At 63.5% G+C, this 24,159-nt stretch carries 31 protein-coding genes, 1 tRNA gene and 1 pseudogene; 21 read left to right on the top strand and 12 right to left on the bottom strand.

Annotated elements, in window-relative coordinates; translation table 11 throughout:
• Positions 1 to 92: 92 nt before the first annotated feature.
• Positions 93 to 1,196 carry an alpha/beta fold hydrolase gene (locus ACODTA_RS04040; RefSeq protein WP_489064513.1) on the bottom strand — a complete coding sequence of 368 codons (1,104 nt, stop codon included), beginning with the start codon at positions 1,194 to 1,196 and terminating at the stop codon, positions 93 to 95.
• 136 nt (positions 1,197 to 1,332) lie between these two features.
• Between ACODTA_RS04040 and ACODTA_RS04045 the strand changes: the two genes are divergently transcribed.
• The 10 genes from ACODTA_RS04045 to ACODTA_RS04090 all read left to right on the top strand — a co-directional run bounded on the left by ACODTA_RS04045 (position 1,333) and on the right by ACODTA_RS04090 (position 9,763).
• Complete coding sequence (locus ACODTA_RS04045) at positions 1,333 to 1,848, top strand: GNAT family N-acetyltransferase (RefSeq protein WP_489064514.1); 516 nt, start codon at positions 1,333 to 1,335, stop codon at positions 1,846 to 1,848.
• Positions 1,849 to 1,855: 7 nt separating this feature from the next.
• Positions 1,856 to 2,494 (top strand): phosphoribosylanthranilate isomerase, encoded by a 639-nt coding sequence (locus tag ACODTA_RS04050; protein WP_489064515.1) that lies wholly within the window; start codon positions 1,856 to 1,858, stop codon positions 2,492 to 2,494.
• Entirely contained in the window at positions 2,491 to 3,723 is a 1,233-nt protein-coding gene (trpB, locus tag ACODTA_RS04055; RefSeq protein ID WP_489064516.1) for a tryptophan synthase subunit beta, read from the top strand. The genes ACODTA_RS04050 and trpB overlap by 4 nt, the downstream gene beginning before the upstream one ends.
• A complete protein-coding gene (trpA, locus tag ACODTA_RS04060) occupies positions 3,720 to 4,535 on the top strand; it encodes a tryptophan synthase subunit alpha (RefSeq protein WP_489064517.1) in 816 nt (271 codons plus the stop codon). Before trpB ends, trpA begins: the two co-directional genes overlap by 4 nt.
• The gene (accD, locus tag ACODTA_RS04065; protein WP_489064518.1) at positions 4,532 to 5,386 is read left to right on the top strand and encodes an acetyl-CoA carboxylase, carboxyltransferase subunit beta; all 855 of its coding nucleotides are present in this window, start codon (positions 4,532 to 4,534) and stop codon (positions 5,384 to 5,386) included. The genes trpA and accD overlap by 4 nt, the downstream gene beginning before the upstream one ends.
• Before the next feature lie 25 nt (positions 5,387 to 5,411).
• Positions 5,412 to 6,728: a bifunctional folylpolyglutamate synthase/dihydrofolate synthase gene (locus ACODTA_RS04070; RefSeq protein WP_489064519.1), complete on the top strand. Its 1,317-nt coding sequence runs from the start codon at positions 5,412 to 5,414 to the stop codon at positions 6,726 to 6,728.
• Between the two features lie 124 nt (positions 6,729 to 6,852).
• A complete protein-coding gene (locus ACODTA_RS04075; protein ID WP_489064520.1) occupies positions 6,853 to 7,335 on the top strand; it encodes a DUF6628 family protein in 483 nt (160 codons plus the stop codon).
• Between the two features lie 46 nt (positions 7,336 to 7,381).
• The gene (locus ACODTA_RS04080) at positions 7,382 to 8,389 is read left to right on the top strand and encodes an LLM class flavin-dependent oxidoreductase (protein ID WP_489064521.1); all 1,008 of its coding nucleotides are present in this window, start codon (positions 7,382 to 7,384) and stop codon (positions 8,387 to 8,389) included.
• A gap of 10 nt (positions 8,390 to 8,399) precedes the next feature.
• Positions 8,400 to 9,404 (top strand): aldo/keto reductase, encoded by a 1,005-nt coding sequence (locus ACODTA_RS04085; protein WP_489064522.1) that lies wholly within the window; start codon positions 8,400 to 8,402, stop codon positions 9,402 to 9,404.
• On the top strand, positions 9,401 to 9,763 hold the full coding sequence (locus tag ACODTA_RS04090; RefSeq protein ID WP_489064523.1) for a DUF983 domain-containing protein: 363 nt from the start codon (positions 9,401 to 9,403) through the stop codon (positions 9,761 to 9,763). Before ACODTA_RS04085 ends, ACODTA_RS04090 begins: the two co-directional genes overlap by 4 nt.
• Positions 9,764 to 9,773: 10 nt before the next feature.
• Here ACODTA_RS04090 and ACODTA_RS04095 read toward each other — a convergent pair whose 3' ends face one another.
• Genes ACODTA_RS04095 through ACODTA_RS04105 form a run of 3 tightly spaced genes read right to left on the bottom strand, consistent with a single transcriptional unit; the run spans position 9,774 to position 12,856 of the window.
• Positions 9,774 to 11,270, bottom strand: a complete 1,497-nt coding sequence (locus ACODTA_RS04095; protein WP_489064524.1) for a serine hydrolase domain-containing protein — start codon at positions 11,268 to 11,270, stop codon at positions 9,774 to 9,776.
• 21 nt (positions 11,271 to 11,291) lie between these two features.
• Positions 11,292 to 11,684, bottom strand: coding sequence for a RidA family protein (locus ACODTA_RS04100; RefSeq protein WP_489064525.1), 393 nt, complete (start codon positions 11,682 to 11,684; stop codon positions 11,292 to 11,294).
• Positions 11,684 to 12,856, bottom strand: a complete 1,173-nt coding sequence (locus ACODTA_RS04105) for an alanine racemase (RefSeq protein WP_489064526.1) — start codon at positions 12,854 to 12,856, stop codon at positions 11,684 to 11,686. The genes ACODTA_RS04100 and ACODTA_RS04105 overlap by 1 nt, the downstream gene beginning before the upstream one ends.
• Positions 12,857 to 12,937: 81 nt before the next feature.
• Between ACODTA_RS04105 and ACODTA_RS04110 the strand changes: the two genes are divergently transcribed.
• Positions 12,938 to 13,852 carry a LysR family transcriptional regulator gene (locus ACODTA_RS04110; protein ID WP_489064527.1) on the top strand — a complete coding sequence of 305 codons (915 nt, stop codon included), beginning with the start codon at positions 12,938 to 12,940 and terminating at the stop codon, positions 13,850 to 13,852.
• On the opposite strand, the gene ACODTA_RS04115 is transcribed toward ACODTA_RS04110, so the two are convergent.
• From ACODTA_RS04115 to ACODTA_RS04140, 6 genes and pseudogenes are all read right to left on the bottom strand, one after another.
• Positions 13,842 to 14,567 (bottom strand): DUF4377 domain-containing protein, encoded by a 726-nt coding sequence (locus tag ACODTA_RS04115; RefSeq protein WP_489064528.1) that lies wholly within the window; start codon positions 14,565 to 14,567, stop codon positions 13,842 to 13,844. The two genes, ACODTA_RS04110 and ACODTA_RS04115, sit on opposite strands and share 11 nt — an antisense overlap.
• 158 nt (positions 14,568 to 14,725) lie before the next feature.
• Positions 14,726 to 14,810, bottom strand: a tRNA-Leu gene (locus ACODTA_RS04120).
• A 42-nt stretch (positions 14,811 to 14,852) separates the two neighbouring features.
• A pseudogene (locus ACODTA_RS04125) lies at positions 14,853 to 15,230 on the bottom strand (magnesium chelatase subunit ChlI family protein); the annotation flags it as partial.
• 39 nt (positions 15,231 to 15,269) lie between these two features.
• The gene (locus ACODTA_RS04130; protein ID WP_489064529.1) at positions 15,270 to 15,734 is read right to left on the bottom strand and encodes a hypothetical protein; all 465 of its coding nucleotides are present in this window, start codon (positions 15,732 to 15,734) and stop codon (positions 15,270 to 15,272) included.
• 76 nt (positions 15,735 to 15,810) lie between these two features.
• The gene (locus ACODTA_RS04135; protein ID WP_489064530.1) at positions 15,811 to 16,287 is read right to left on the bottom strand and encodes a hypothetical protein; all 477 of its coding nucleotides are present in this window, start codon (positions 16,285 to 16,287) and stop codon (positions 15,811 to 15,813) included.
• The gene (locus ACODTA_RS04140) at positions 16,287 to 16,562 is read right to left on the bottom strand and encodes an ECs_2282 family putative zinc-binding protein (RefSeq protein ID WP_350026472.1); all 276 of its coding nucleotides are present in this window, start codon (positions 16,560 to 16,562) and stop codon (positions 16,287 to 16,289) included. The genes ACODTA_RS04135 and ACODTA_RS04140 overlap by 1 nt, the downstream gene beginning before the upstream one ends.
• 71 nt (positions 16,563 to 16,633) lie before the next feature.
• On the opposite strand from ACODTA_RS04140, the gene ACODTA_RS04145 reads away from it, so the two are divergent.
• The 4 genes from ACODTA_RS04145 to ACODTA_RS04160 all read left to right on the top strand — a co-directional run bounded on the left by ACODTA_RS04145 (position 16,634) and on the right by ACODTA_RS04160 (position 18,817).
• Positions 16,634 to 17,116 (top strand): hypothetical protein, encoded by a 483-nt coding sequence (locus ACODTA_RS04145; protein ID WP_489064531.1) that lies wholly within the window; start codon positions 16,634 to 16,636, stop codon positions 17,114 to 17,116.
• Positions 17,116 to 17,802, top strand: a complete 687-nt coding sequence (locus tag ACODTA_RS04150) for a hypothetical protein (protein ID WP_489064532.1) — start codon at positions 17,116 to 17,118, stop codon at positions 17,800 to 17,802. Before ACODTA_RS04145 ends, ACODTA_RS04150 begins: the two co-directional genes overlap by 1 nt.
• Positions 17,802 to 18,068, top strand: a complete 267-nt coding sequence (locus tag ACODTA_RS04155; protein ID WP_489064533.1) for a hypothetical protein — start codon at positions 17,802 to 17,804, stop codon at positions 18,066 to 18,068. The genes ACODTA_RS04150 and ACODTA_RS04155 overlap by 1 nt, the downstream gene beginning before the upstream one ends.
• 257 nt (positions 18,069 to 18,325) lie before the next feature.
• Positions 18,326 to 18,817, top strand: coding sequence for a TIGR02594 family protein (locus ACODTA_RS04160; protein ID WP_489064534.1), 492 nt, complete (start codon positions 18,326 to 18,328; stop codon positions 18,815 to 18,817).
• A gap of 46 nt (positions 18,818 to 18,863) precedes the next feature.
• On the opposite strand, the gene ACODTA_RS04165 is transcribed toward ACODTA_RS04160, so the two are convergent.
• A complete protein-coding gene (locus ACODTA_RS04165; RefSeq protein ID WP_350026477.1) occupies positions 18,864 to 19,157 on the bottom strand; it encodes a hypothetical protein in 294 nt (97 codons plus the stop codon).
• Positions 19,158 to 19,428: 271 nt separating this feature from the next.
• Here ACODTA_RS04165 and ACODTA_RS04170 point away from each other — a divergent pair, with 271 nt between their 5' ends.
• From ACODTA_RS04170 to ACODTA_RS04195, 6 genes are all read left to right on the top strand, one after another.
• A complete protein-coding gene (locus ACODTA_RS04170; RefSeq protein ID WP_489064535.1) occupies positions 19,429 to 20,943 on the top strand; it encodes a VapE domain-containing protein in 1,515 nt (504 codons plus the stop codon).
• Positions 20,944 to 21,224: 281 nt separating this feature from the next.
• Positions 21,225 to 21,491, top strand: a complete 267-nt coding sequence (locus tag ACODTA_RS04175; RefSeq protein ID WP_489064536.1) for a hypothetical protein — start codon at positions 21,225 to 21,227, stop codon at positions 21,489 to 21,491.
• Positions 21,488 to 21,724 carry a hypothetical protein gene (locus tag ACODTA_RS04180; protein WP_489064537.1) on the top strand — a complete coding sequence of 79 codons (237 nt, stop codon included), beginning with the start codon at positions 21,488 to 21,490 and terminating at the stop codon, positions 21,722 to 21,724. Before ACODTA_RS04175 ends, ACODTA_RS04180 begins: the two co-directional genes overlap by 4 nt.
• A 4-nt stretch (positions 21,725 to 21,728) precedes the next feature.
• The gene (locus ACODTA_RS04185; protein WP_489064538.1) at positions 21,729 to 21,944 is read left to right on the top strand and encodes a hypothetical protein; all 216 of its coding nucleotides are present in this window, start codon (positions 21,729 to 21,731) and stop codon (positions 21,942 to 21,944) included.
• A 4-nt stretch (positions 21,945 to 21,948) separates the two neighbouring features.
• Complete coding sequence (locus ACODTA_RS04190; protein WP_489064539.1) at positions 21,949 to 22,272, top strand: hypothetical protein; 324 nt, start codon at positions 21,949 to 21,951, stop codon at positions 22,270 to 22,272.
• A 4-nt stretch (positions 22,273 to 22,276) separates the two neighbouring features.
• Positions 22,277 to 23,920, top strand: coding sequence for a phage tail fiber repeat family protein (locus tag ACODTA_RS04195; RefSeq protein WP_489064540.1), 1,644 nt, complete (start codon positions 22,277 to 22,279; stop codon positions 23,918 to 23,920).
• On the opposite strand, the gene ACODTA_RS04200 is transcribed toward ACODTA_RS04195, so the two are convergent.
• On the bottom strand, positions 23,907 to 24,116 hold the full coding sequence (locus ACODTA_RS04200) for a hypothetical protein (RefSeq protein ID WP_489064541.1): 210 nt from the start codon (positions 24,114 to 24,116) through the stop codon (positions 23,907 to 23,909). The genes ACODTA_RS04195 and ACODTA_RS04200 overlap by 14 nt on opposite strands.
• Positions 24,117 to 24,159: the final 43 nt, after the last annotated feature.

The raw sequence follows: 24,159 nt of genomic DNA on the forward strand, positions 1-24,159 counted from the left end.
ACTCGAAGGGCAACGTTCATGGGCCAGTCCCCCCGGCTTGCCGCAAGCCCCGGGACGGGTTAGATAATGATAGTGGGGAAGCAGAGCCGCCGCTATCGCAGCGCGCGTTCTTTCGAATCCAGCATATCCAATACTTCAAGAATCGCATCGACCACGGCCTGTGGCGCGTCGATTTCAATGTTGTGACTCGTCTTCGGCACCGTCCGCTGCCGGCCACGGCTTGAGAGGGCGGCGGTTTCGGCATGCATCCACAGATAGGATCGGTAGCTGGCCGCATCGATCGGATCGTCGGCGGCGTCCTCGCCATGCGTCAGCACGATCAGTGGCTTCGCGCCGAACCGCCGCCCGGTGAAGAGCCGACGATAGACCGCGTCACCGCGCGTATCCCCATAAACGCTGTTGGCCAGTTCGGATGCCTGGGTTTCCTGATAGGCAGCCGTTATCTGGATGCGCAGACGCGCGTCGGCAATCGCGGGGCCGAGCGCGCGCCGTACCGGATCGGTGCAACGTCGATAGTCCGCGGATGCGGGATCGAGCGGCCGCGCGCGCGCCACGTCTGCGCATCGTTGATAATGGACGACAAGCCGCTTCATCCAGTCCGCGTCGCTCAGTTCCAGCCTTGCCACGATCCCTTCTCCGAAGTGACGGAGCAGCCGCTCGCGGACTCGCTCGGCCCCGCGATCCTCCGAGGGGTCGACAAGCACCAGACCAGCCACATCCTCCGGATAAAGCGCGGCATATAGCTTCATATTGAATCCACCGAGCGAGTGCCCAACCAGGACCAGCGGCGGCTGCAGGTCCGCGGCGCGGATCAATGCATGCAGATCCTCGGAGATGGCGAAGGGGGAACGAGGGCCGGGCGCGGGATCGCTATGCCCCAGCCCCGCACGATCATAACTGCAGGCGCGCACGCGTTCGGCCACCACGGGCTGAACGAGCCCCCAGATCACGGACCAGTCGCTGCCGCCCGCATCGAACAGCACGGTCCTGGTGCCCGATCCCATGCAGAACAGGTTGATCCGCCGCCCACCGCCGATATCGATCAACCGCTGCGGCCTGGCGAATTCCGCCAGCACCTCCGTTGGAACGCCTTGATCCACCGGCAGGGCCGGCTGCGCACCGCCGGCTTCGAGTGCGACAAGCAGGCCAAGCACACCGGACGAGGCGATGAAGACTTTTCGGACATGGCTGAACATGCCGATCTCATCCGCTTGAAGCGGCTTCTTCCTCAAGTGACGGATTCGACATAATTCGCGGCTTTCTCGCCACGCGGCGATCACCCGACCGATCGGCTGGGCTTGCAGCGATATCCCCGAATGCTAAGGGCGCGCCATGACCGTCACCGCGCTTGCCATCCGGGCCGCAACGCCCGCCGATCTCGAAACGCTGCATCCGGTGATCGAACGCGCCTATCGCGGCGGCGGCGAGCAGCCCGGCTGGACACATGAAGCCGATCTGCTCGACGGCCAGCGTACCGACATCGCCACGCTTCGTACCATTCTCGAGACTTCCGGCACGCAATTGCTGGTCGCCGAGGAGAATGCCGGGATCGTCGGCTGCGTCCAGATCACCGATCGTGGCGCGGCGCGCTGCTATCTCGGTCTGCTCTGTGTCGCCCCCCGACTGCAGGCGGCCGGGCTCGGCCGGCGCCTGCTCGCCGAGGCAGAGGATAAGGCGCGGGCGCTGTTCGGCAGCCTGGTCGTCGAAATGACGGTGATCGAGGCGCGCGCGGAACTGATCGCTTATTATGAACGGCGCGGCTATCGCGCGACAGGCGAGCGCCGCGACTTTCCGATTCCGATGACGCCGCCCCTGTTCATGACCGTGCTCGAAAAGCCGTTGCGCTGAGGATCCGATGCCGACCAAAGCCAAGATCTGCGGACTCTCGACACCCGAAACACTCGATGCCGCGATCTCCAATGGCGCCGCCTATGTCGGCTTCGTCTTCTTTCCACCCAGCCCGCGCAATCTCGATCCGGAACGCGCATCGGCGCTTTCCGCGCGCGCTCCCGGCCATGTCCGCAAGGTGGGGGTGTTCGTTGATCCGGACGATGGCCTGATCGACGCCGCGATCGCCGCCGGTATCGATACGATCCAGCTTCATGGCAAGGAAAGCCCGGCGCGCGCTGCCGCAATCCGCGCGCGCACCGGCCTGGAATTGTGGAAGGCGGTGTCCGTCCGCACGTCCGCCGATCTGGTCCCCGCCACCAGTTTTCGTGGCGCGGTCGATCATATCCTCTACGACGCGAAGACGCCGGACACGGCGTTGTTGCCCGGTGGCATGGGGCTGCGCTTCGACTGGAAACTGCTCCAGGGTTTCGCCCATCCACTGCCCTGGGCACTTTCGGGCGGGCTCGATGCAGCCAATGTCGGCGACGCGATCCGCGCCACCGGTGCGCCCGTGGTCGACACATCGTCCGGCGTCGAAGCCGCGCCCGGCATCAAGGATGTGGACAAGATCGCGGCATTCCTTAAAGCCGTGGCCGCATCATGACCGTTCAATCCACCCCCTCGGGAAGCGCCAATTCCCTTCGCACCCAGCCCGACGAGCGCGGGCATTTCGGCCAGTTCGGCGGCCGCTACGTCGCCGAGACGCTGATGCCGCTGATCCTCGATCTGGAGCGCGAATATCGCGCGGCACAGCAGGATCCGGCATTCCAGGCCGAATTCGACTATCTGCTCAGCCAATATGTCGGGCGTCCGAGCCCGCTCTATTTCGCCGAGCGACTGACCGAGGAACTGGGTGGCGCGAAAGTCTATCTGAAGCGCGAGGAACTCAACCACACCGGCGCGCACAAGATCAACAATTGCATCGGCCAGATTCTGCTTGCCCGCCGCATGGGCAAAACGCGGATCATCGCCGAAACCGGCGCCGGCCAGCATGGCGTCGCCACCGCGACGGTCGCCGCCTTGTTCGGCCTGCCCTGCACCATCTTCATGGGCGCGGTCGACGTCGCCCGACAGCAGCCCAATGTGTTCCGCATGAAGCTGCTCGGCGCTGAGGTGCGTGCGGTCGAATCGGGCGCGAAGACGCTGAAGGATGCGATGAACGAGGCGCTGCGCGACTGGGTCGCCAACGTCCACGACACTTTCTACATCATCGGCACTGTCGCCGGCCCGCACCCCTATCCCGAGCTCGTTCGCGATTTCCAGTCGGTGATCGGCAACGAGGCACGCGCGCAGATCCTGGAGGCCGAAGGCCGCCTTCCCGACATGCTGATCGCACCGGTCGGCGGCGGATCGAACGCGATCGGGCTGTTCCATCCCTTCCTGGACGACAAGGATGTGGAGATCGTCGGCGTCGAAGCGGCGGGTGAAGGGCTCGACACCGTTCGCCACGCCGCCAGCATCGCGGGCGGCGTACCCGGCGTCCTCCACGGCAACCGCACCTTCCTGCTCCAGGACGAGGACGGCCAGATCACCGAGGCCCATTCCATTTCCGCCGGGCTCGATTATCCAGGCATCGGCCCCGAACATGCCTGGCTGCACGATATCGGCCGGGTACGCTACGAACCGGCCACCGACACGGAGGCGCTTGCGAGCTTCCAGCGGCTCTGCAAGCTCGAAGGCATCATCCCCGCGCTCGAATCGGCGCACGCGCTTGCGGTCGCCGAGCGGATCGTGCCGGGCATGGCGAAGGACAAGATCGTGATCGTCAACCTCTCCGGACGCGGCGACAAGGATATCTTCACCGTCGCCCAGGCGCTGGGGGTGGAATTGTGAGCCGCCTTCCCGCAGTCTTCGCGCGCGCCGCGTCGGAAAACCGCGCGGCGCTCGTCACCTTCGTGACTGCCGGCGATCCCTCGCCCGAAGGAACCGCCGCCGTCCTCGATGCGCTCGTTGCCGGGGGCGCCGACGTGATCGAGCTCGGCATGCCATTCACCGATCCGATGGCGGACGGTCCGGCGATCCAGCGCGCCAATCTACGCGCGCTCGGCGCAGGCACGACGACCGCCGCGATCCTGGAAATCGCGCGCGGCTTTCGCGCGCGCCATGCCGATGTACCTCTGGTGCTGATGGGCTATGCCAATCCGATGGTCCGCCGTGGTTCCGACTGGTTCGCCGCCGCCGCGCGCGAGGCCGGTGTCGACGGCGTGATCTGCGTCGACATCCCGAGCGAGGAGGATGACGCGCTCGGCCCGGCGCTGCGTGCCGCCGGCATCGACCTGATCCGCCTCGCCACGCCGACGACCGATGTCGCGCGGCTGCCCGCCGTGCTCGAGAACGCATCGGGCTTTCTCTATTATGTCTCTGTCGCCGGCATCACCGGATTGCAGCAGGCAGCCCAGGCGAGTGTCGAAGCGGCGGTCGCGCATCTGAAAGCCGCGACCGACCTGCCCGTCGCGGTCGGCTTCGGCGTCCGCACGCCAGAACAGGCCGGCGCGATCGGCCGTGTCGCCGACGGCGTGGTCGTCGGCTCGGCCATCGTCGAACTGGTCGAGTCACATGGCCTCGATGCTGCCGGGCCGGTCAAACACTATGTCGCATCGCTGGCGGACGCACTCGCGACCGCACGAAAGGAGCTCGCAGCATGAGCTGGATCAACCGCGTCCGCAACGCCATCCCCTTCATCGCCAAGCGCGAGACGCCTGACAATCTCTGGCACAAATGCCCGGGTTGCTCGCAGATGATCTTCGTCAAGGAATATGAGGAGAATCTGTCGGTCTGCCCCAAATGCGGGCATCATGGCCGTATCGGTCCGAAGGTTCGTTTCGCCCAGCTTTTCGATGATGGTCGCTATCGCGCGATCCCCAATCCGAAAGTAGCCGACGACCCACTGAAATTCCGCGATTCCAAGAAATATACCGATCGCATCAAGGCCGCGCGCGCCACGACCGGAGAGGTCGATGCGCTGCTCAACGCCGTCGGCACGATCCAGGGGCACCGCGCCGTTGTCGGCGTTCAGGATTTCGCGTTCATGGGCGGATCTATGGGGCTGGGCGTCGGCGCCGCTTTCGTCGCAGGCGTTCGCGCCGCGATCGAGGAGCGCGCGCCCTATGTCATCTTCACCGCAGCGGGCGGTGCGCGCATGCAGGAAGGCATTTTGTCGTTGATGCAGATGCCGCGCACGACGGTCGCGATCGCGGAACTCCGCGAAGCCGGCCTGCCTTATATCGTGGTGATGACCGATCCCACCACCGGCGGCGTGACCGCATCCTATGCGATGCTTGGCGACGTGCAGATCGCCGAGCCCAATGCGCTGATCGGTTTCGCGGGCCAGCGCGTGATCGAGAACACCATCCGCGAAAAACTGCCCGAAGGCTTCCAGCGCGCCGAGTATCTGCTCGATCACGGCATGCTCGACATGGTGGTGGAGCGCAAGGAACTACCCGAAACGCTCGGCCGATTGATCGACTATCTTTGCGGGAACAAGCTCGCCGCCTGACACCAGCCGGTCCAAAGGCCTTTCGATGGCAGATTCCGCTCGATCCGCCGATCCCGCCGTGCAGCGCCAGCTCGACCGGCTGACCATGCTTTCGCCTGGCCGCGACGTGCTCGGGCTTGAGCGGATCGCGGCGCTGCTCGATCGGCTCGGCAATCCGCAGCACCGGCTTCCGCCCGTCTTCCATGTCGCGGGCACCAACGGCAAGGGATCGACCTGCGCCTTTCTCCGCGCGGCGATCGAGGCGGCGGGGCTGCGCGCGCATGTCTATAGCTCGCCGCACCTGGTCCGTTTCAACGAACGCATCCGCATCGCCGGCCAACTGATCGACGACGCCGAACTTGCGCCTTTCCTCGCCGAAGTGCTGGACGGTTCGGAAGATATCCATCCGAGCTTCTTCGAAGCGACGACGGCCGCCGCGCTGCTCGCCTTCACGCGTCATCCGGCCGATGCCTGCGTGATCGAGGTCGGGCTTGGCGGGCGGCTCGACGCCACAAACATCCTGCCAACCGCCGCCGCTTGCGGTATCGCGCAGCTCGGCATCGATCATGAAGCGTTCCTGGGCAGCAGCGATGTCGGCATCGCCGGCGAGAAGGCAGGCATCGCCAAGCGCGGCGTTCCCCTCGTCACCATGGATTATCGCCCGGCGCTGGCCGATCGTATCGCTGCGGTCGCCGCCGACGCAGGCGCACCTGTGCTCGCGCGGCGCGATGCCTGGGATGCCGCCATCTATCAGGGCAAGCTCCATTATCGTGACGCGCGTGGCAAGGTTGAAACCTCCCTGCCTCGCCTTCCAGGCGACCATCAGGCCATGAACGCCGCGCTCGCCTTCGCCATGCTGCGGCATCAGGATGCGATCGCGATTCCAGACGCCGCGCTCAAGGCCGCGACCGGCTGGGCCGAATGGCCGGCGCGCATCCAGCGACTGGAGGCCGGACCGGTGCGTGACCTGCTTCCCGCCGGCTCCACGCTCTGGCTGGATGGCGGCCATAATCCAGCCGCCGGCGAGACCATCGCGGCGCATTTCCGCGGCGTCGGCGCAACCGGGCTCCACATCGTTCTGGGCGTGCTCGCCAACAAGGATCCGCACGGGCTGCTGGCCCCCTTTGCCGGCCTCGCGGCCAGCATACAGACGGTGGAGGTCCCGGATCACGACCACCATGCTCCTGCCGATCTCGCCCGCATCGGAATCGCGCTGGGGATTCCATCCGAACCAGCGGGCGACGTCGCGGCCGCGCTTGGCCGGATCGCGACTCATTCGGATGGGCCGGTACAGGTGCTGATCCTCGGTTCGCTTTATCTCGCCGGAGCTGTTCTCGCGGCAAATGATCAGATTCCCGTCTGAAGACAGGCGCTGAGCGCAGCTCTCCATAAAGCCCATATCCATGGCGGACGATCAGCAATCCGCCCCATGGTCTCGTGCGACCAAAAGAGTCTCTATTGATATTGACTTGCAATAAGGTGATGCCATGATGGTGGTCGCCAGCGAGGATAGCGCGATGTCAGACCATAATGCCGATGACCTTTCCGCCCCCACCCGTCCGCTGCCCGGCGGCCGCAGCGACAGGATCCTGCTGTTCGCGGTACGGCGCATCGCCGTCCACGGGCTGGACGACGCGCATGCCGCCCACGCGATCTTCGCGCATTTCGGGCTCGGCTATCGCCGCCCGCTGGTGCTGATCCGCGCCATGATGGCGGAGATCGCGCGCGCGTCCGTGCTGACGGTGATGGTGGCACCTTGCTGCTGCACACGAATGACGAAGCACGAAGCGGTATTGCTCTCGGCGATCGAAGCCGGGCTGGATGACGCGCCGCGCGCCAATGCGATGCTCGGCGAGCTGATGGGCACGCATGATACGCTGGGCGTGCTGACCACTGCACAGGCGGTGGCGCAGTCCTTCTTCGATCTGGGCAAGCCCCTTTCGCTCTACGATCAGAACCTCGACTCCTGACGACAGTCCGCTTGTCGCCCTGCCAGGTGCTTCCCATATGCGCGGCATGACGGCATTTTCGGTTCTCGACCTGTCCTCGATCGTCGAAGGCAGCAATGCGGGCTCTGCGCTCGCCAATTCGCGCGATCTGGCCCGCCATGCCGAGGCATTGGGGTACAAGCGCTTCTGGATGGCCGAGCATCACGGCATGGTGGGAATCGCGAGCGCCGCCACGGCGGTCGCGCTCGCCCATGTCGCGGACGGCACATCGACCATCCGCATCGGCGCGGGCGGGATCATGCTTCCCAATCATTCGCCGCTGGTGATCGCCGAACAGTTCGGCACGCTGGCCGCGCTCCATCCCGGCCGTATCGACCTGGGCCTGGGTCGCGCACCGGGATCCGACATGCGGGTGGCCCAGGCACTGCGCCGCAACCTCAATTCGGATGCGAACCAGTTTCCGCAGGATGTCGTGGAATTGCAGGCCTATTTCGCGGGCGATCCGCGCCTGGGCATCGACGCGGTTCCCGGCAAGGGCGAGGACGTGCCACTCTATATTTTGGGATCCAGCCTGTTCGGCGCGCAGCTCGCGGCGGCGCTCGGCCTGCCCTACGCCTTCGCTTCGCATTTCGCGCCGGGCGACATGGATGCGGCTATCGCGCTTTATCGTCGCAACTTCATGCCCTCCGCGCAGCTCGACAAGCCCTATGTCATGCTCGGCTACAATATCTTCGCGGCCGATACTGACGAAGAGGCCGAACTGCTCGCCAGTTCGATGCAACAGGCCTTTGTCGCCTTGCGAACTGGCAATCCCCGCCAGCTACCGCCGCCCGTACCCGGCTATCGCAATAGTTTGCCGCCCCAGGCGCAAACCATGCTCGACCATGTGCTGCAGGCATCGGCGATCGGGTCGCGCGAGACCGTGCGCGCCAAGGTCGCGGCATTCCTCGATCGCACCGGCGCCGACGAACTGATCGTCGCCTGCCAGATGTTCGATCATGCAGCGCGCAAGCACAGCTTCTCGATCGCCGCCGAAGTCCGCGAAAGCCTTGCCGCCGACGCCCTGGTCTGCTGAAGCGAACCCCATGTCGATGGAAACGCGCCGCATCGGGCCACTCACCGTCTCGGCCATCGGGCTGGGCTGCATGAATCTCAGCCATGGCTATGGCCCGCCGCCCGCCGAAGCGGACGCGACCACGCTGCTCAACCGTGCGCTCGATCTCGGCTGCACCTTTCTCGATACCGCCGCGATCTACGGCGTCGGCGGCAATGAACGGCTGCTCAATCGCGCGGTGATGCACCGCCGATCCGAATTCACACTGGCCAGCAAATGCGTGCTCGATACCATCGATGGCAAACGTGTGCTTGATGCCCGCCCTGAAACGATCCGCAGGTCGCTGGACGATGCGCTTCTCCGGCTCGGCACCGACCGGATCGACCTCTACTATCTCCATCGCCCTGATCCGCAGGTGCCGATCGAGGATTCGGTCGGCGAATTGTCGCGCGCGATCGAGGCGGGCAAGATCCGGTCGATCGGGCTCAGCGAGATGAATGCGCCGACGATCCGGCGCGCGCATGCGGTCCATCCGATCGCGGCCGTGCAAAGCGAATATTCACCGTGGGTGCGCAATCCCGAGATCGCGGTGCTCGATGCCTGCCACGAGCTCGGCATCGGCTTCGTCGCCTTTTCACCGGTCGGTCGCGGCATGCTGACGGGCACGGTACGCACCGCATCCTATGCACCCGGTGATATGCGCAACCAGCTTCCACGCTTCCAGGAACCGCATCTCAGTCACAACCTGGCTGAAGTCGCGCGATTCGAAGCGCTGGCAACCGATGCCGGCGCCACCCCGGCGCAGCTCGCGCTTCGCTGGGTCCTGTCGCGCAGCGAGACGATCGTGGCGATTCCGGGCACGCGCAACATCGCGTATCTCGAGGAGAATCTGGCGGCGGACAGCGTGTCGATCGACGCAGAGATCCTCGGCAAGGTCGATGCCCTGTTTGCGGGAGATACCATCCATGGCGGCCGCTACAGCAGGGAAATGCAGGCGATGGTGACCACCGAGACCTTTCCGGGGGAGCTTGTATGAGCGGCACGCCTCCGTTTCTGGAGCGAATGAAACTCGGTTTCGTGAAGCGCTGCCCGATCTGCGCCGAAGGTCCGCTGTTTCGCGGGTATCTGAAGGTCCATGCCTATTGCCCGCATTGCGGCGAGGAGAATGGCCGTCACCGCGTGGACGATGCCGCTTCCTATTTCACCGTGTTGCTCGTCGGCCATCTGGTTCTCGCGCCGATCCTGCTGATCGAACCGCTCTGGCTGATGCCACTCTGGCAATCGCTCGCGATCGTGCTGCCGGTGATGATCGGCGTCACCCTGGTTGCGCTGCCCCATATCAAGGGCGCTGTGCTGGGCGCGCTCTCGGCGGTCGGCAGCAGCGGATCGGCCTGATCCCGCAGGATCAGGGCTCGCGCACTGCCTCGACCGCCGCGAGATCGTCGCGCAGGATCAGCCGCTCGATCCCGCCATTGTCGCCGGCCACGAACTCGACCCAGCGATCCGCATCGTTCGCATAGACGAAATTGCTGCGATCGGCTGGCACCAGCGCCTCTCCGCCACCGGCCCTGCCGCCGATACGAAGCGTACCATCGACAATTGAGACATGGATGAGCGGATATGGAAGTGACATACGCATCCGTTCGCCAATCGCCCCGGCAAGAGGTTGTATGCGGTAGGCGCCCTGGACCTCCGACATGTTCGCGGCGGACGATGACAGCGCCGGCACTTCGACGACGCCGGTATCGGGCCAACCCTCCGTCACGGCGACCGCGCGCCGGATTTCGGGATAAAGACGCGCGCCATCCGTACCATTGGTGAAGATCACCACGCCGTTCCCGCTCGCCAGATTGCCTTCCATCCAGGCGCGATAGCTGTCGTTCGATCCACCGTGATGGAAACGGCGGGTGGCTCCGCGCCCATCCAGGAATGGGCCCAGGCCGACCGGTCCGGGCGCCACCGCCGCCATCATCTGCCCGGCGAGCGGCGGGCTGAGGAATGCGCCGGGCGTGCCGCGATAGGATGCGATGAACGCCGCGACCATGCGCGCATAGTCGCTGGGCGTCGTCCACAGGCCCGATGCCGCCGTCTCCGGCATGGCTTCATAGCCGCGCGGCAAGGCTCGCGCCTTGCCATCCGCACCATGGGCCCTGGCGATATCGCCGAAGCCCGGATCGAGCGGCTGCGCGAAGGTGCTGCGCCTCATGCCGAGCGGCTCGAACAGATAGCGCCTGGCGGCGGCGTCGAAATCCACGCCCAGCACATCCTCGACGACAAGCTGCTCGACCGTCACTCCACCGCCCGAATACCGAAACTGGGTGCCGGGCGTGTAGACCATCCTGACCGCTTCGGTTCGCGACGGCGCACGCCCCTCAAGCGTGTCGAGAATCGTGGGGAGCGCGTCTCCCGGCTGAAAGTCCGGAAAGCCGTGCACGTTCAGCCCGGCCGTATGCGACAAGAGGCGGCGCAAGGTGACGACATGTCCCTTCGCCAACGGGCTTTCGGGGATCTTCCAGCGCTTCAGATAGGCGTTGACGTCACGATCGAGATCGAGCCGCCCTTCATCCACCATTCGCAACACCACCGCCGCGGTCGCGACCTTGCTGAGCGAGCCGACCGAGAACATCGTCTCGGTCGTCACCACATCGGGTTTGCCGGCCTGGCGCAAGCCATAGCCGCGTGCCCATGCCAGCTTGCCGTCCCGCAGGACCGCCACGCTGGTGCCGGCGACACCGTAAGTCGCAAGACGCTCCGCGACCGTCCAGCGGATGTGCGGTGTGCCGGCGACATGCACCGCCGGCCGCAATTCCTTCGCCACGGCGTCGCCATCCTTGGCGAGAGCCATGCTGCCGAGCGGGGCTGAAACAAGCGCGAGCGCCACAGCGATGGTACGGGTCATCATGTCGTCCCCCCTCGATACCGGTCAGCCCGGTTTGCGCGCGATCGCTTCCACTTCGACCAGATAGCCATGATGCAACGGCCCCGTCGGCACCACGGCGCGCGCAGGACGATGATCGCCGAAAATCTCGGCATAGATCGTGTTGCAATGCCCCCAATGTGCGACATCGGAAACATAGATGGTCGCCTTCACCACATCCTCGATACCCGCGCCCGCCGCGCGCAGCACCGCGATCAGGTTGCGGAACACCTGCCGCGCCTGGGTTTCGAAATCGGCGGTGGCGAGGTCGTGACCGCCATCTTCCGATATCGGAAGCTGACCCGATACGAAGATCAGGTCACCGAACACGATGCCGGGCGAATAATGGCCGCCCGGGGCCGGAAGATCGGACGGAAAAACAGGAACGATATCGGTCATCACCATCCTCCAAAACGCAGCCAGCGATCGACGACGACAGCCCTTGCCTCGTCGGTCGCCAGATAGGCTTCATGCTGACTGCCCGTTGCACAGGCATGATTGGGCAATATGCGCACCAGATCGCCCACCGCCAGTTTCGGCAGTTCGGCATCGCTACCCGGTCGCAGCGCGATCGCGCCATGTTCCTGGTTCGCCTCGGTCATGATCAGGTCCGGATAGACATTGCCCGCAAGATCGCAGACCAGCCCATAGCCCTGATCGACGGGCTGCGACGCGGTGCCGCGATCGCGCGACATCGCGGTCCAGCCGGCATCGACGACATAGCGCCCGCGCTCAGCCTGCACAGTGTTGACGCTGGCCAGCACCGACAGCGCGATATCGTCGACCGCGCAAACGCCAATCCCCGCCATCACCAGATCGAAGAAAACATAGACGCCCGCGCGCGCCTCGGTGACGCCGGTCATGTCCTCCGAAAAGAGCACGCTGGGGGTCGAGCCGATAGAGACGATCTCAACGCCATACCCCAGCGCGCGCAGCGTTTCGGCCGCTCCCACCGCGCCATCGCGCTCCAGAGTCGCGAAACCGCGCAACGCTTCGTCGGATCGCGCCGAGTAGCTCTCGCCGGCATGGGTGAGGACGCCTGAAAGGTGCGCACCGCCGATCAATCGATCGGCGATCACCCCGAGCAGCGCGCCGTCATGCGGCTTCACGCCAGCGCGGTGCCCGTCCGAATCGATCTCGATCAGCACCGGCACGGGGCTGTCATCGGCCGATCCGCTGTCCGCCAGCGCGGCGGCCGTCTCGGCGCTGTCGAGGATGACTTTCAAATCGATCCCATCGCGGCGCAACGCGCGGACGCGATCGAATTTATTGGGCGTGAGGCCTACGGCATAGACGATGTCGGTATAGCCCGCCTCAGCCAGCCGTTCCGCCTCGCGCAACGTCGATACGGTTACCGGACCGCGTACGCCGCCCGTCATCCGCTCGATCACCTCCAGGCACTTGGCGGTCTTCACGTGCGGACGCAGGCTCACGCGAAGCCCGGCCGCCTTGGCGCGCATCCGTTCGATATTGCGTGCCATCCGATCGGGATCGAGCAGCAGCGCCGGCGTCTGCAAAGCCGCAAACCCCTGCCCGCCCGTCTCGTTCACCATCTCGTGCCCTTTCATCATTTCAGTCGATCACGGCTTCTACAAGCAGGGCTCGCCATCGTCATGTGGCCTGTTCTAAATGGTGGATTAAGGAGTATCTTAATGCTGACCGCCGACGATCTGGAACTCTTTGCGGCCATCGGCGCTTCGCCCTCGCTCGCCGCCGCGGCACGGGCGTTGGGCGTCACGCCCCCCGCCGTCAGCCAGCGACTGACGCTGATCGAGCGCCGGCTGGGGCTCAAGCTGGTGGAGCGCGACGGCAAGGGATTGCGGATCACCGCGGACGGCGAGCTTCTGCTCGATCGATCGAACGACATATTGACGCGCCTGTCCGTGCTTCGCGAGGAACTCGCGGAGCGGCGCGGCGGCGCATCGGGCGAACTGCGGCTGGTCGCGCCGTTCGGTTTCGGCCGCCGCCATATCGCGCCGCTCGTCGCCCGCTATCACCTCCATCGCCAGGACGTCCGTGTCGACCTGACCCTGTCCGACCGGCCGGGCCTCGGCATCGCGTCGGCATCGGACATATTGATCCGCATCGGCGAGAGTCGCGACAGCGATCAGTTGGCGACCGTTATCGCTCCCAATCGCAGGCTGTTATGCGCCGCCCCCGCCTATCTTCGGAAACATGGTGCGCCGGCGGATCCATCGATGCTGCGCGAGCATCGATGCATCGCGCTCAGGGAGAATGACGAGGATGTGACGCTCTGGCGCTTCAAGGGGCCGAAAGGCGAGCAGACCAGTGTCCGGATCGCCCCATGCCTGTCCAGCAACGACGGGGAGGTAACCAAGGCACTGGCGCTGGACGGACTCGGCATCACCGTACGATCCGAATGGGACGTCGCCGACGATGTCGCCGCCGGGCGACTCATGCCGTTGATGCCCGATTGGACGCTGCCCGACGCCGATATCACCGCGCTGCTCGGGCGGCGCGGCGCGCGGTCGGCGCGAATCGACGATTTCCTCGACCTGCTGCGGCGGTCGCTCCGGCCGGTGCCTTGGCGACCCGTTAGCGATTGACGACGCGTTGTTCGACGACCTGATCGAGCGTCCAGCGGATTGACGACGCATCCGCCGGCGGATTCGCTATCTTCTCCTCGATGATGCGCAGCCGATACTCGATACCGGGCTGAGGTTCGAAATCGACGATGCCACCATAGTGAAGCGTCCAGGGCGCGCTTTCGTTCTCGCGGATCTGCAGGCAGGTCATCGGTGCGACGCCGGTGCATGGCCTGGTTTCAGCGGAGACATAGATGAACTTGCGCGGCGCATTGGCAGCCGGCTTGTGCGCGGCGCGATAGGTGAGCGTGTCGCCCTTTGCCGTCCGCAGCACCAGTTGATCGCCGGATATCCGGTAACGCGCCACGGTCGACAGGGCCTCGGTATAAGCGCGCTCGGTCGACATGGCGGGCTCGGGGCAGGCCATTTGCGTGCTGACGAAACCGCCCTTGCCTGTACCCAGACGGAGCGTGCTTCCCTTGACCTTGAAGGCACCGCCGGCGCGGTTGCATCCCGTCGCGGTGGAGAAGAATCCCTTCCCCGCATCGAAATCGAGACGCAGAGGCTTGCCCTCCGGCAGATCCCTGCCGCTCCATTCGACAAGATCCCAATGATGCGCGGCGAGCGCGGCCACGTTCTTGCCAGCGGCGGACGGGGCGGCGGCATGGGCCGTGCCCACCGACAATGCGACGGCAAGGCCGATCAGCAATCCGCCCGCCCTGTGATTGAAAACCATGTGTAACTCCATTTCGACAATGCGAGCGCCTTTGGAGTGTGCCGAATGAATGCGGCATGTCCCCATCGTTGTCGATCCGTCAGGATTGCGTCAGCCCGGCGCGTGCGCCCTCACCGGCCGCTTTCGACCGATTCATCTTGCTGACGATCAATGGAAATTGGTGCCCCTGGCCGGAATCGAACCAGCACTCCTTTCGGAACTCGATTTTGAGTCGAGCGCGTCTACCAATTTCACCACAGGGGCTCGGCTGTGGCCATTAGACCGACGAAGCGCAGGCTGCAACCGTCAGTTCCTTGGCGCCTGTCTGCGATAGCTCAACGCCTCGGCAACATGGATGCGTCCTACCCCTTCGCTGCCCGCGAGATCGGCGATGGTGCGGGCAACACGCAGGATTCGGGTATAGCCGCGCGCCGAAAGCCGCATCGCCTCCGCGGCCTGCGCGAGCAATGCGCGTCCGGGTTCGTCGGGTGTGGCCACGACCTCCAGCAGGTCGCCGTCGATCTCGGCATTGGTCCGGGCGCCCTTGCCCGCATAACGATCAGTCTGCACCGCGCGTGCTTCCGCGACGCGCGACGCGACTTCCGCCGATCCTTCGGCGGGCGCGGGCAACAGCAGGTCGGCGGCGCTGACGGGCTGCACCTCGACATGCAAGTCGATACGATCACGGATTGTGCATCTTTCAAGCAAAAAGTTCGCGCCGCGTCATGACGGCTTGCGCGGCTGAAGCTCCTCAATCGCCTTATCGAGCTTACGCTTGTGCGCAGTCCGAATCTTCAGCAAATCCTCGGCAGGCGACCCCGGTTGCGGGTTCGTGGCACGCAGCTTCGCGAGTTCGGCATCGTTGTCCCGGCCGAGCTTCTCCATCTTCTGGCGATAGCCTTCACGCACGCGATCGACAGCCGAGACGCGCTTCATGGCAATCGGCGGGAAAGTGCGAAGGTGCTCCGGCAGGTCCATTTCGGTATCGTGCATCGAGACCCAAATCTGAAGGGGCGTGATCACCACTGACGGCAGGTCGGCCTCTACCGCCCTCTCGATCATGTCGCGAAGCTCCTGCATGGCCTCTGCCGATCCGATCAGGTGAGGTTCTGCTACGATCCGATCATTGAGATTCTGGCACTCGGCCACGAGTTCGAGTTGTTCCTGCGTCGCCTTCCAAACCTGCATCATGCTCTCCTGCTGTGGGTGTCGCGCCTACGCGCCAGCCCCATATAGGCGATCACTGGCAGATCGCCCTCTCTGGTCACCACGTCGGGTGAAGTTCCTTCGTGTGCTCCTGTCCGGTGGCATCGTCCCACGTCAGGCGAATATGCACGCGATTCGGTGAGCCCATGTGGACGGCGGCGATCAACTCGACCGACGCATGTTGCTCCATCGACGGCACGGGAAACTTGCGATCGATATCGTTCGCCATCAGCAACCCGCTGTCGTCGAGCACCTCGATGCGGACGTTCGATGCGATGCCCTTGCCTCGGTTGAACACCTTCAAGCGATAGTTCGACTTCCCGGCCTTGTAGAAGTTTGCCGAGATATCGGCCTGCTTCTGCGCCACCGTCTCTGCTGACTCCTTCTCGACGAGCAGTCGGTTCAGTCGGTCAGCCGTTTCCTGAAAATCAGTCTGTCGCTTGTTGAACCGGGCTGTTGTCCATGCCGAGTAGATGGCGATCACGAGGGCCAGTGCCGCGACGATATCACCGGCATCGATCTGAACCGCAGGCATCAGCGAAACTTGATATGTTTGGAGCCGGAGAATGCCTTCCGCATCGACTCACGAAAATCCTTGGTGATGTCGTCAACGATCTCCTTCTTAACTTCGGAGACCTCCGCTTCAATGATCTCGCCGTTCTCGCGGATCAGTTCCTCTCGGCTGAACACACGATCGCATGACGTGCAGCGGATCGGGCCGCTGTCGGTCTCTTTGTCATACTCAAAGTCAGCGCTGGCGCAGGTTGGGCAGATGAGCCTGATCGACCGGGAATACTTGTTAGCGTCCATAGTAGCCTCCGGCGCACATCCTGCCGTGTCCCTCCGACCAAGGCTATAGGATTGCTGGCCTAAATAGGTGCATGTCGAAGTTTTCCACGTATGACGCAGCAGGCCCGATCGACGCTGCCGCCGATATCCTGATGGTCGGTCAGGGCACTGACGAAAAGGTGCTCAAGCTCGTCAGCCCCAGCAATCTCGTGGCAGCGGGCCTCCCTGCGAATGTCGCGCGCACGACCGATATTGTGAAGCAGTTTGGTGGGATGTGCTCGGGCAAACCCACTGCGTCGGAAGTCATCTTCTCGATGTTTGCGCCCTACGCCGCGACGCTCACGGCGGCGATGTTCAAGGCGACCGCTACCGTTGCGGCCACGGCCTCCACCACATTCGTGATTCGCAACGGTGATACCCAGATCGGCACGATCGTGTTCGCGGCCGGTGCCACTACCGCCACAGTCTCGATCTCCAATGGTGCTATCGCACTCGACGATCGTCTGTCCATCACCGCCCCGGCTACGGCTGATGCGACGCTCGCCAACATCACCTACCGCGTGAAGGTGGCCTGATGGCGGTAGCTGTCCGCGCATCTGCTGGCTATTCGACCAGCCCGACGCTCCCCACCTATCAGGCTAACGATCTTCTGATCCTTCACGTCGTGGCGAAGCAGAGCCTGTCTGGCTATGCCCCGACTGGCTGGACCCAGATGCTCGCCAGTCAGGGCGGCGGTGGATCGCAGGTGGTCTGGTATGAGGCTGTCCTGTGGAAGGTCGCTGGATCGAGCGAGACCGCGCCTGCTGTCCCGGCTGGCGTCGAATATTGCTTCATCACATCGTTCAGCGGGGTCGATTCCGGTCAGCCGATTCGCAAGATGGGCGCGCTCGCTACCGCCATCACATCGAGCGGCACGAATGGGTCGCTGGGTAGCGAGTCGTTTCAGGGTGGCGATCTTCTGTTCACGGCGTTTGCCGGTGCCTCGGGCAATAACGTCAACGGGGCATGGTCGAACGAGCAGATCGGCGGTCGCGCGATGACCGAGACTTACGACCAGACGGCGGTCGATGGCGTCAACTTCAACCGCTACTGCATCGGCGGCGCTTACGCGGCCACCACGGCGGACGGGATCGTGGGCGACCTGACGACGAACTCGTTGCTCGTCGGCACATCCGGCCAGTCTGGATCATGGGGTTCTTACCCGTTCGTCATCGCCGCCCCGGCCTCGCGGAAGCTGCCGCGCCAAGCATATTGGTTCTGATGAAGCTCGACCGGAACGCTTGGGCGATCATCCTGCTCGCAGGGGCTGGTGTGACCTACACCGGTCTCGCGGGCTGGATCATCTATCTGCTGGCGTTTGAGCCGCTGACGCCTGCTGCGCGCATCCACCACCTCGCTACGCTCGGCTACGAGTTGCTCGCGCTCTCCGCCATCCCGACCGTCAGCTATGCGGTCGGTAGCTGGTTGAAAAACCTGAAGCTGAAAGGGTCGAAGCAGGGGTTGGAGATCGACGCCGAGGGCGACTGATCAATCCGACGATCGCCGCTTCTGTGATCGGAGCCAGTCGTAGATTCGTAGCCCCGTCCAAACGATAGACAGCGCTGCCGCAACGCTGGGTAGCCAAGATGCGAGGGTGGCGCACACCACGCCGATCGACACTGCATCGCCGATGTGGCGGATCGCTTCGGGAATAACGTCATCAAGTGTCATGGGCGTCCTTTAAGATGCAAGGACGCAAAATGGCGGCTCATGCCATGTATTTAGGCTCCTTTTTTAAATAGGGGATGACGACCTTTCCTTGGATAGACTTCGCGCGGTCACTTATCGGCACCAAAGAAGTGCCCGGTGCTGGGAACTCCCCCACGATCATGGGCTGGGCCAAGGGTCTGGGCAACAAGGTGCTCGGCATGGCCTACAACGCAGACAGCACACCGTGGTGCGGCCTGTTTGTCGGCCACGTCATGCGCAGCGTCGGTCTGCCTGTTGTGCCGATCTGCGTCCGGGCAAGTGCTTGGGACAAATGGGGCGACGCAACCACCCCCTGCTACGGCGCGCTCGTGCGCTTCCAGCGTGAGGGAGGCGGGCATGTCGGCATCCTGACCGGCCAGACCAAGACGCAGTTTCGAGTTCTCGGCGGCAACCAATCGGATCAGGTGAATGAGACGCTGATCGACAAGAGCCGCGCGGTAGCGTTCCGGTGGCCAACCGGCGTGACGAACCCCAAGCTCGGCTTGCCCATGGTTACGGGCGGGAAATCGTCGAAGAATGAAGCCTAAATAGCCGGGAGGTTCGGTCATGTGAGCGCTTGTCCGAACCTTCTCCTCACACGAAACGCTCCGCACCCAGCCGGTCGGCAAGGTCGTCGGCCCACCGCTTGGTCGAGGGGCGCAGGTTCTGCTCATCGACTTCCCGCATGACGTGGCCGATCAGCCTACGCTCCGGGATGCTCATCTGGTGTCCATGTGCCCGGTAGAAGTCATCCACCGTCTTGCGAGCCGTGCCCGCGTTCCTCGCTCGACGCATCGCGTCGCGCAGGATCATCACCATCTGGTCTGCCTCGCCCGTGCGGATGGCTTCTCCGACCAGTTCAGCGATGATCCGTTCTGCTTGTGTCATGTGCTGAAACTCCTTTCAGCACGGATAGTCTCACGCGGGCAAAGCCGATCGCAATATTCTCGTAGGTCGTCGATGAAGATTGCGAACTGTTTAGATGAATATTGCGGCGGGTATCGCGCTTATATCATTGTCCTCTTGTCGGGCTCCACCTCGACAACGATATTGATTCAGACGGTCTACTTTCGTATAGTGAGTGAGTAGTCATGAATGTCTTGAAACTAGGGTCGTCGAGCGTGGAGGTTCGGCGACCCTTTTTCTTTCAAGGAGCATTATGACTGACTACCCCACCTACCTCCAAGACATCGAACAGGACTTCCGCCGCCTCGTGCGCAGCGGCACCCCGCCGACCATCCGCGAAGTCGTGGACCTTCTCGACCTCGCCGAGAACAACAAGGCCATCCGCGACCTGTGCATCGAGTTGAAGATTGCCACCAAGGTCGAGTTCGACAGGGCCATGCGTCAGCGGCGTGTCCGGGAAGCGATCGGTGTCTGCCCCCAGAACGCGGTCGAGTTGGTTCAGGCGTGGACCAAGGCGCACGACGTGACGATGCGGCTCGATGGAATGTTCACCCGCTCGGTAAGCGCTTATCTCGAAGATGATCAGGGCAACCGGACGCCGATCACGCCCAAGGACCGCGAAGCCAGCGAGGATGTGGACCTCTATGCCTCGTTCCTGTTCGACCGGAAGGGGCAGTTCAACCGCCTCGACTTCGAGCGCGATCTGCGCATCTTCACTGCCGAACATCGTCTGGGGTTCAGCCGGGACGATATCAGCGATGCGGCCGAGAAGTGGTGCGCATGGTCGCGGGATCAGCGTCTCTACGAAATCTTCGGCGCGATCGAAGGCGTGGATGCCTCATTCGACGCTGACGGCGCATGGCTTGAGTTCGCTACCCAGACCTTCGACTGCGATGAGGCGGACGCCCGGTTTGTCGCTGCCGTGTTCCAGAAGTTCATGTGGCAGGTGAAGCGCAAGATGCGCGGGCTCCCGGTGTCGAACCATCTGATGCCTGTGATCCTCGGGCCGCAGGGTATCGGGAAGTCCACGCTGGTGAACGCGATCATGAAACCGGTGGAGGAGATTCGCCTCTACGCCGATTTCAGCATGATCACCGACGAGCGAAATGTCGAAATCTGGTCGAGCTACGTCCTGTTCCTCGACGAGATGAGCCATGCGGCACGGGCGGATATCGAGACGGTGAAGAACGTCATCACGGCGTCGAGCCTGACCCGTCGCCCGATGCGCTCCAACGGCAAGATCACGATCCAGCAGAACGCCACGCTGATCGGCTGCGCCAACAAGGAACTCGCGCAACTGATCCGAGACCCCACCGGCATTCGTCGCTTCGCGGGTGTGCGGATGCGCAGCGATGCTGACCGCGAGTATCTCAACGGGATCGAATGGTCGAAGCTGTGGGGCAGCGTGAAGCTCTACGGTCCCGACCCCATGGCGGAGTTCAACAGCCAGCTTGCCGAGCAGCAGGAGGGGCAGCGTGAGCTTGGCCGGGTCGAGCAGTGGATGGCTGACTTCGACGGCACGAACCACCGCTATCAGGCTGCGCTGTCCACCACCGGCACCATCAAGGCCAGTGATCTCTATCTCGCGTTTCAGGACTACGAGAGCGATTTCTACCCCGGCAACTTCAAGACCAGCAAGACCGATTGGGACTACGAAATGTCGCGGTTGAAGAAGAACCACCCGGAGGCGATGCGCTTCGTCAAGAGGCGCGCTGGCTCGGGCATGGTCTACAAGTGGCTGAACGGGCTCCGGCTCGTGGACTGCTGAACCTCTCGGCTGCGATCAAACAAATGGGGCGGGCCTTCGGGCCTGCCCTTTTTGCGTCGAAACCCTGCACGCCTGCACCAAATCGAGGTGGCACCCTACATTGGCATTTCCCTTATATATCAGTATTATAGGTAGAGAAATGAAGGCTATGTAAGTTATGTATACCTATTTGTTATTGGCAGAAGTTTTTTCGAAATGAATCTGGGGAAATAAAAACAGCCCTTCATCCCTTCATTCCCTGCACTTCCTACACACCTCGATTGCTCGACCTAAATAACGGCATGACTGAAGAACAAGTCCTGCTCGATATGAAGGAAGCCGAGTTCCTCGACGGAGACGGCGATATCACCAACGAAGGCCGCAGTTGGTTTCTCGATGTAGTCGATGGCCGTATCGGCTTGCTCGAAGTGCAGGTGCCTTGGTTCCAGCACATCCTATCCATCCGGGCCGAAGGCCGCTTCTACGATAACCGCACCACCGCGTTCGTGTTCGAGTTTGCACGGGTCCAAGCCGCGTTCGGCGACATGCTGGACGAACTAGGCGAGTGAGCCGCTGCGAGGCGATAGCCGACCTAATCATCGTCGATCAGGTCTACGTCGTCATCGGCCGCAAGGGCGTAGCAGCGGTCGAGTGGTGCGAGGAACATTGCCAGCACCCTTGGTGGGCGCAGCGCGACGGCGCGGAAGTCCAGTTTGGCATTCAGGTCATTTCGATCCCGGTGACCACGATCGCGTTCCAGAGCCCCGAAGATTGGGTGCTGTTCCGCCTCTGGGATAAATAGGGTCATGGACCTGATCGCAGGCTTCCGCCTCCCGGACGGCGAGTTCGAATACTTCGCCACGATCCAGCCGCGCGCTGTGCAGTCGGCCATGCTCGCGATGCGCTACTTCATCGAATGCCACGGGATCATCGGTTGGGTGCCAACGGTCACCTACGACTTTGCGTCGATGCAACTGGTGGATCGCGTCTGCCGTCCGCAGAAGCGCCTACCGCCTAAATAGGTGCATGAGCACCCAACCGATTTCCAGCGACGGAAAGACCATCACACTCTCCCGCCTCGGTGGGGAAACGATCGAGATCAAGTCTCACGACCTCGACCGCCAGCAGATCGACATCAGCGACCGCACGATGAAGTTCATCGTCGGCGACGACCTGTTTGAGACGGTCCTGACCACCGACCCTGCCGACGACAGGGGCCTCCTACTGGTCATCACCATGGAGCAGGTGAACCTGATCCCCGATATCGGCACGACCTTCGCGCTTGTGGATGTGGCCGAGCAGGACAAGACCCAGCCCAAGTGGTCGGGTCGCATCAAGGTGAAGGACTGATCCCATGGCTGGCATCTCCTTCCTCGCAACCACACCGACCTCGGTGAACGTCAACGGCGTCCCGTCGATCATCGTCAGCATCACCAGCGGCCAGCGCGGGCTCCCCGGCGTCGGCCTGCCTGCTGGCGGCTCAACCGGCCAGATTCTCGTCAAGCGGACGGGCTCCGACTTCCAGACAGAATGGGCAGACGCACCAGAGGGCACGGACGGTAGCGCCCGCTGGGGCAAGGTGCTCGGCACTATCGACGACCAGACCGACCTCAAGGCGCTGCTTGACGATCTCCGCGCGCTCATCGCGCTCAAGGAAAGCATCATCGCCACGGGACAGGCAGGCCAATACCTGACCGGCGCGAAGACGTGGGCAGACCTGACCAAGGCGGCTGTCGGCTTGTCGAACGTAGATAATACAGCCGATAGCGCGAAACCGATTTCCGCCGCACAGGCAACCGCCATCGCCGCCAAGCTCGACGCCGCGAAGGTCTCGACAATGGCGCTGACGCTGCTCGACGACGCGACGATTGCAGACATGCGCGCGACGCTGGGGCTGGGATCAGCCGCGACCAGCGCCACCACGGCATTCGCCCCGGCGACCCACACGCACGCCATGTCCGAGATCAGCGGCCTCATTGCCGCACTCGCAGGCAAGGCCGCGACAGTCCACGTCCACGCGATCTCGGATGTATCCGGGCTGCAAACGGCGCTCGACGGCAAGGCTCCGATCAGTGCGCTGTCGAATCTCGCCACCAAGACGGAAGTCGCTGGCAAGGCGAACGCGGTTCACACGCATGCCATCGGCGACGTGGATGGGCTGGAGGCCGCTCTGGACGATCGTGTGACCGAGACGCAGCTTGCGGAAGGTCTCGACACCAAGCAGCCGCTGGGCAGCTACGCGACCCTCGACGGCACGGGCAAGGTGCCACTCTCGCAGCTTCCGCCCCTCGGTGATGGCGGTCAGCTTGGCGTGTTCACGGTCAACGGTCGCGATGGCGACGTGCTGCTCGAACCTATCGATGTTCAACTGGATCAGGTGAACAACACCTCTGACCTCGACAAGCCGGTCAGCCTCGCCATGCAGGACGCGCTCAACGAGAAGCTGAACATCGTGGACCTTCCGCCGCCCGTGGACACCTCGATGTTCGCGACACAGGCGGAGCTATCGCAGAAGGCGGATCAGGGTCACACGCACGGCATCAACGACGTGAACGGCCTCGATGTGGCGCTCGAAAGCAAGCAGGACGTTGGCGACTACGCCACGAACACCCAGCTTACCACTGGTCTGGCGACCAAGGCGGATACGAACCACGCGCACCCGGACAAGCTCGACGCCTCTGCATACGTGAAGGGGCTGTCGATCTTTTGTGGAGGCAAGCCCGTCGCATCGGAAGTCATCGGCGGAAGCGTTGCCCCCTATGCGTTCACGATTTCGGCGAACAGCATCGCCAAGGCAGGCACGAGCGCGACAGCCTCGACCGTCTTCACCATCCGCAAGGGTGGCACGGCGATCGGGACACTGACGTTCAACGCTGGTGCGACAACGGCTGTCCCGTCGATCACCAGCGATGCTGTGGCGATAAACGACTTCATCACGATCACGGCCCCGACCACCCCGGACGCCACGCTCGCGAATATCGCCTTCACCCTGCGTTGAGGTAGGCGTCAGGGCAGAGCCACTTGCTTTTGCCCTGACCCGCCTTGCGAGCTTGTGCGGCGTGCCAGCACTCAATCCAGAACGCCTTCAGGCCAGCGAGATCACCGGCATCGTAGCGACGCATGCACCCGCGCACCTCGACCTTGGTGAAGCCAGCCTCCCGGCAATCGCGTGCAAGTTTCATCCGCTTGAACATCCGGTCCATCTAGTCAAATCGGTCAGCTTGGTCAAGTTTAATA

The organism is Sphingomonas sp. FG14, assembly GCF_057809675.1.

Bases quoted from the DNA above. Each gene is read 5' to 3' on its own strand.
- ACODTA_RS04100 (WP_489064525.1), bottom strand. From the start codon at position 11,684: ATGACCGATATCGTTCCTGTTTTTCCGTCCGATCTTCCGGCCCCGGGC.
- ACODTA_RS04185 (WP_489064538.1), top strand. From the start codon at position 21,729: ATGGACCTGATCGCAGGCTTCCGCCTCCCGGACGGCGAGTTCGAATAC.
- ACODTA_RS04145 (WP_489064531.1), top strand. From the start codon at position 16,634: ATGTCGAAGTTTTCCACGTATGACGCAGCAGGCCCGATCGACGCTGCC.
- ACODTA_RS04045 (WP_489064514.1), top strand. From the start codon at position 1,333: ATGACCGTCACCGCGCTTGCCATCCGGGCCGCAACGCCCGCCGATCTC.
- ACODTA_RS04135 (WP_489064530.1), bottom strand. From the start codon at position 16,287: ATGCCTGCGGTTCAGATCGATGCCGGTGATATCGTCGCGGCACTGGCC.
- ACODTA_RS04080 (WP_489064521.1), top strand. From the start codon at position 7,382: ATGACGGCATTTTCGGTTCTCGACCTGTCCTCGATCGTCGAAGGCAGC.
- ACODTA_RS04110 (WP_489064527.1), top strand. From the start codon at position 12,938: ATGCTGACCGCCGACGATCTGGAACTCTTTGCGGCCATCGGCGCTTCG.
- ACODTA_RS04170 (WP_489064535.1), top strand. From the start codon at position 19,429: ATGACTGACTACCCCACCTACCTCCAAGACATCGAACAGGACTTCCGC.
- accD (WP_489064518.1), top strand. From the start codon at position 4,532: ATGAGCTGGATCAACCGCGTCCGCAACGCCATCCCCTTCATCGCCAAG.
- ACODTA_RS04050 (WP_489064515.1), top strand. From the start codon at position 1,856: ATGCCGACCAAAGCCAAGATCTGCGGACTCTCGACACCCGAAACACTC.
- ACODTA_RS04200 (WP_489064541.1), bottom strand. From the start codon at position 24,116: ATGTTCAAGCGGATGAAACTTGCACGCGATTGCCGGGAGGCTGGCTTC.
- ACODTA_RS04090 (WP_489064523.1), top strand. From the start codon at position 9,401: ATGAGCGGCACGCCTCCGTTTCTGGAGCGAATGAAACTCGGTTTCGTG.
- ACODTA_RS04155 (WP_489064533.1), top strand. From the start codon at position 17,802: ATGAAGCTCGACCGGAACGCTTGGGCGATCATCCTGCTCGCAGGGGCT.
- trpB (WP_489064516.1), top strand. From the start codon at position 2,491: ATGACCGTTCAATCCACCCCCTCGGGAAGCGCCAATTCCCTTCGCACC.
- ACODTA_RS04175 (WP_489064536.1), top strand. From the start codon at position 21,225: ATGACTGAAGAACAAGTCCTGCTCGATATGAAGGAAGCCGAGTTCCTC.
- ACODTA_RS04115 (WP_489064528.1), bottom strand. From the start codon at position 14,567: ATGGTTTTCAATCACAGGGCGGGCGGATTGCTGATCGGCCTTGCCGTC.
- ACODTA_RS04040 (WP_489064513.1), bottom strand. From the start codon at position 1,196: ATGTTCAGCCATGTCCGAAAAGTCTTCATCGCCTCGTCCGGTGTGCTT.
- ACODTA_RS04160 (WP_489064534.1), top strand. From the start codon at position 18,326: ATGACGACCTTTCCTTGGATAGACTTCGCGCGGTCACTTATCGGCACC.
- ACODTA_RS04085 (WP_489064522.1), top strand. From the start codon at position 8,400: ATGTCGATGGAAACGCGCCGCATCGGGCCACTCACCGTCTCGGCCATC.
- ACODTA_RS04165 (WP_350026477.1), bottom strand. From the start codon at position 19,157: ATGACACAAGCAGAACGGATCATCGCTGAACTGGTCGGAGAAGCCATC.
- ACODTA_RS04105 (WP_489064526.1), bottom strand. From the start codon at position 12,856: ATGATGAAAGGGCACGAGATGGTGAACGAGACGGGCGGGCAGGGGTTT.
- ACODTA_RS04190 (WP_489064539.1), top strand. From the start codon at position 21,949: ATGAGCACCCAACCGATTTCCAGCGACGGAAAGACCATCACACTCTCC.
- ACODTA_RS04075 (WP_489064520.1), top strand. From the start codon at position 6,853: ATGATGGTGGTCGCCAGCGAGGATAGCGCGATGTCAGACCATAATGCC.
- ACODTA_RS04150 (WP_489064532.1), top strand. From the start codon at position 17,116: ATGGCGGTAGCTGTCCGCGCATCTGCTGGCTATTCGACCAGCCCGACG.
- ACODTA_RS04095 (WP_489064524.1), bottom strand. From the start codon at position 11,270: ATGATGACCCGTACCATCGCTGTGGCGCTCGCGCTTGTTTCAGCCCCG.
- ACODTA_RS04195 (WP_489064540.1), top strand. From the start codon at position 22,277: ATGGCTGGCATCTCCTTCCTCGCAACCACACCGACCTCGGTGAACGTC.
- ACODTA_RS04130 (WP_489064529.1), bottom strand. From the start codon at position 15,734: ATGCAGGTTTGGAAGGCGACGCAGGAACAACTCGAACTCGTGGCCGAG.
- ACODTA_RS04070 (WP_489064519.1), top strand. From the start codon at position 5,412: ATGGCAGATTCCGCTCGATCCGCCGATCCCGCCGTGCAGCGCCAGCTC.
- ACODTA_RS04140 (WP_350026472.1), bottom strand. From the start codon at position 16,562: ATGGACGCTAACAAGTATTCCCGGTCGATCAGGCTCATCTGCCCAACC.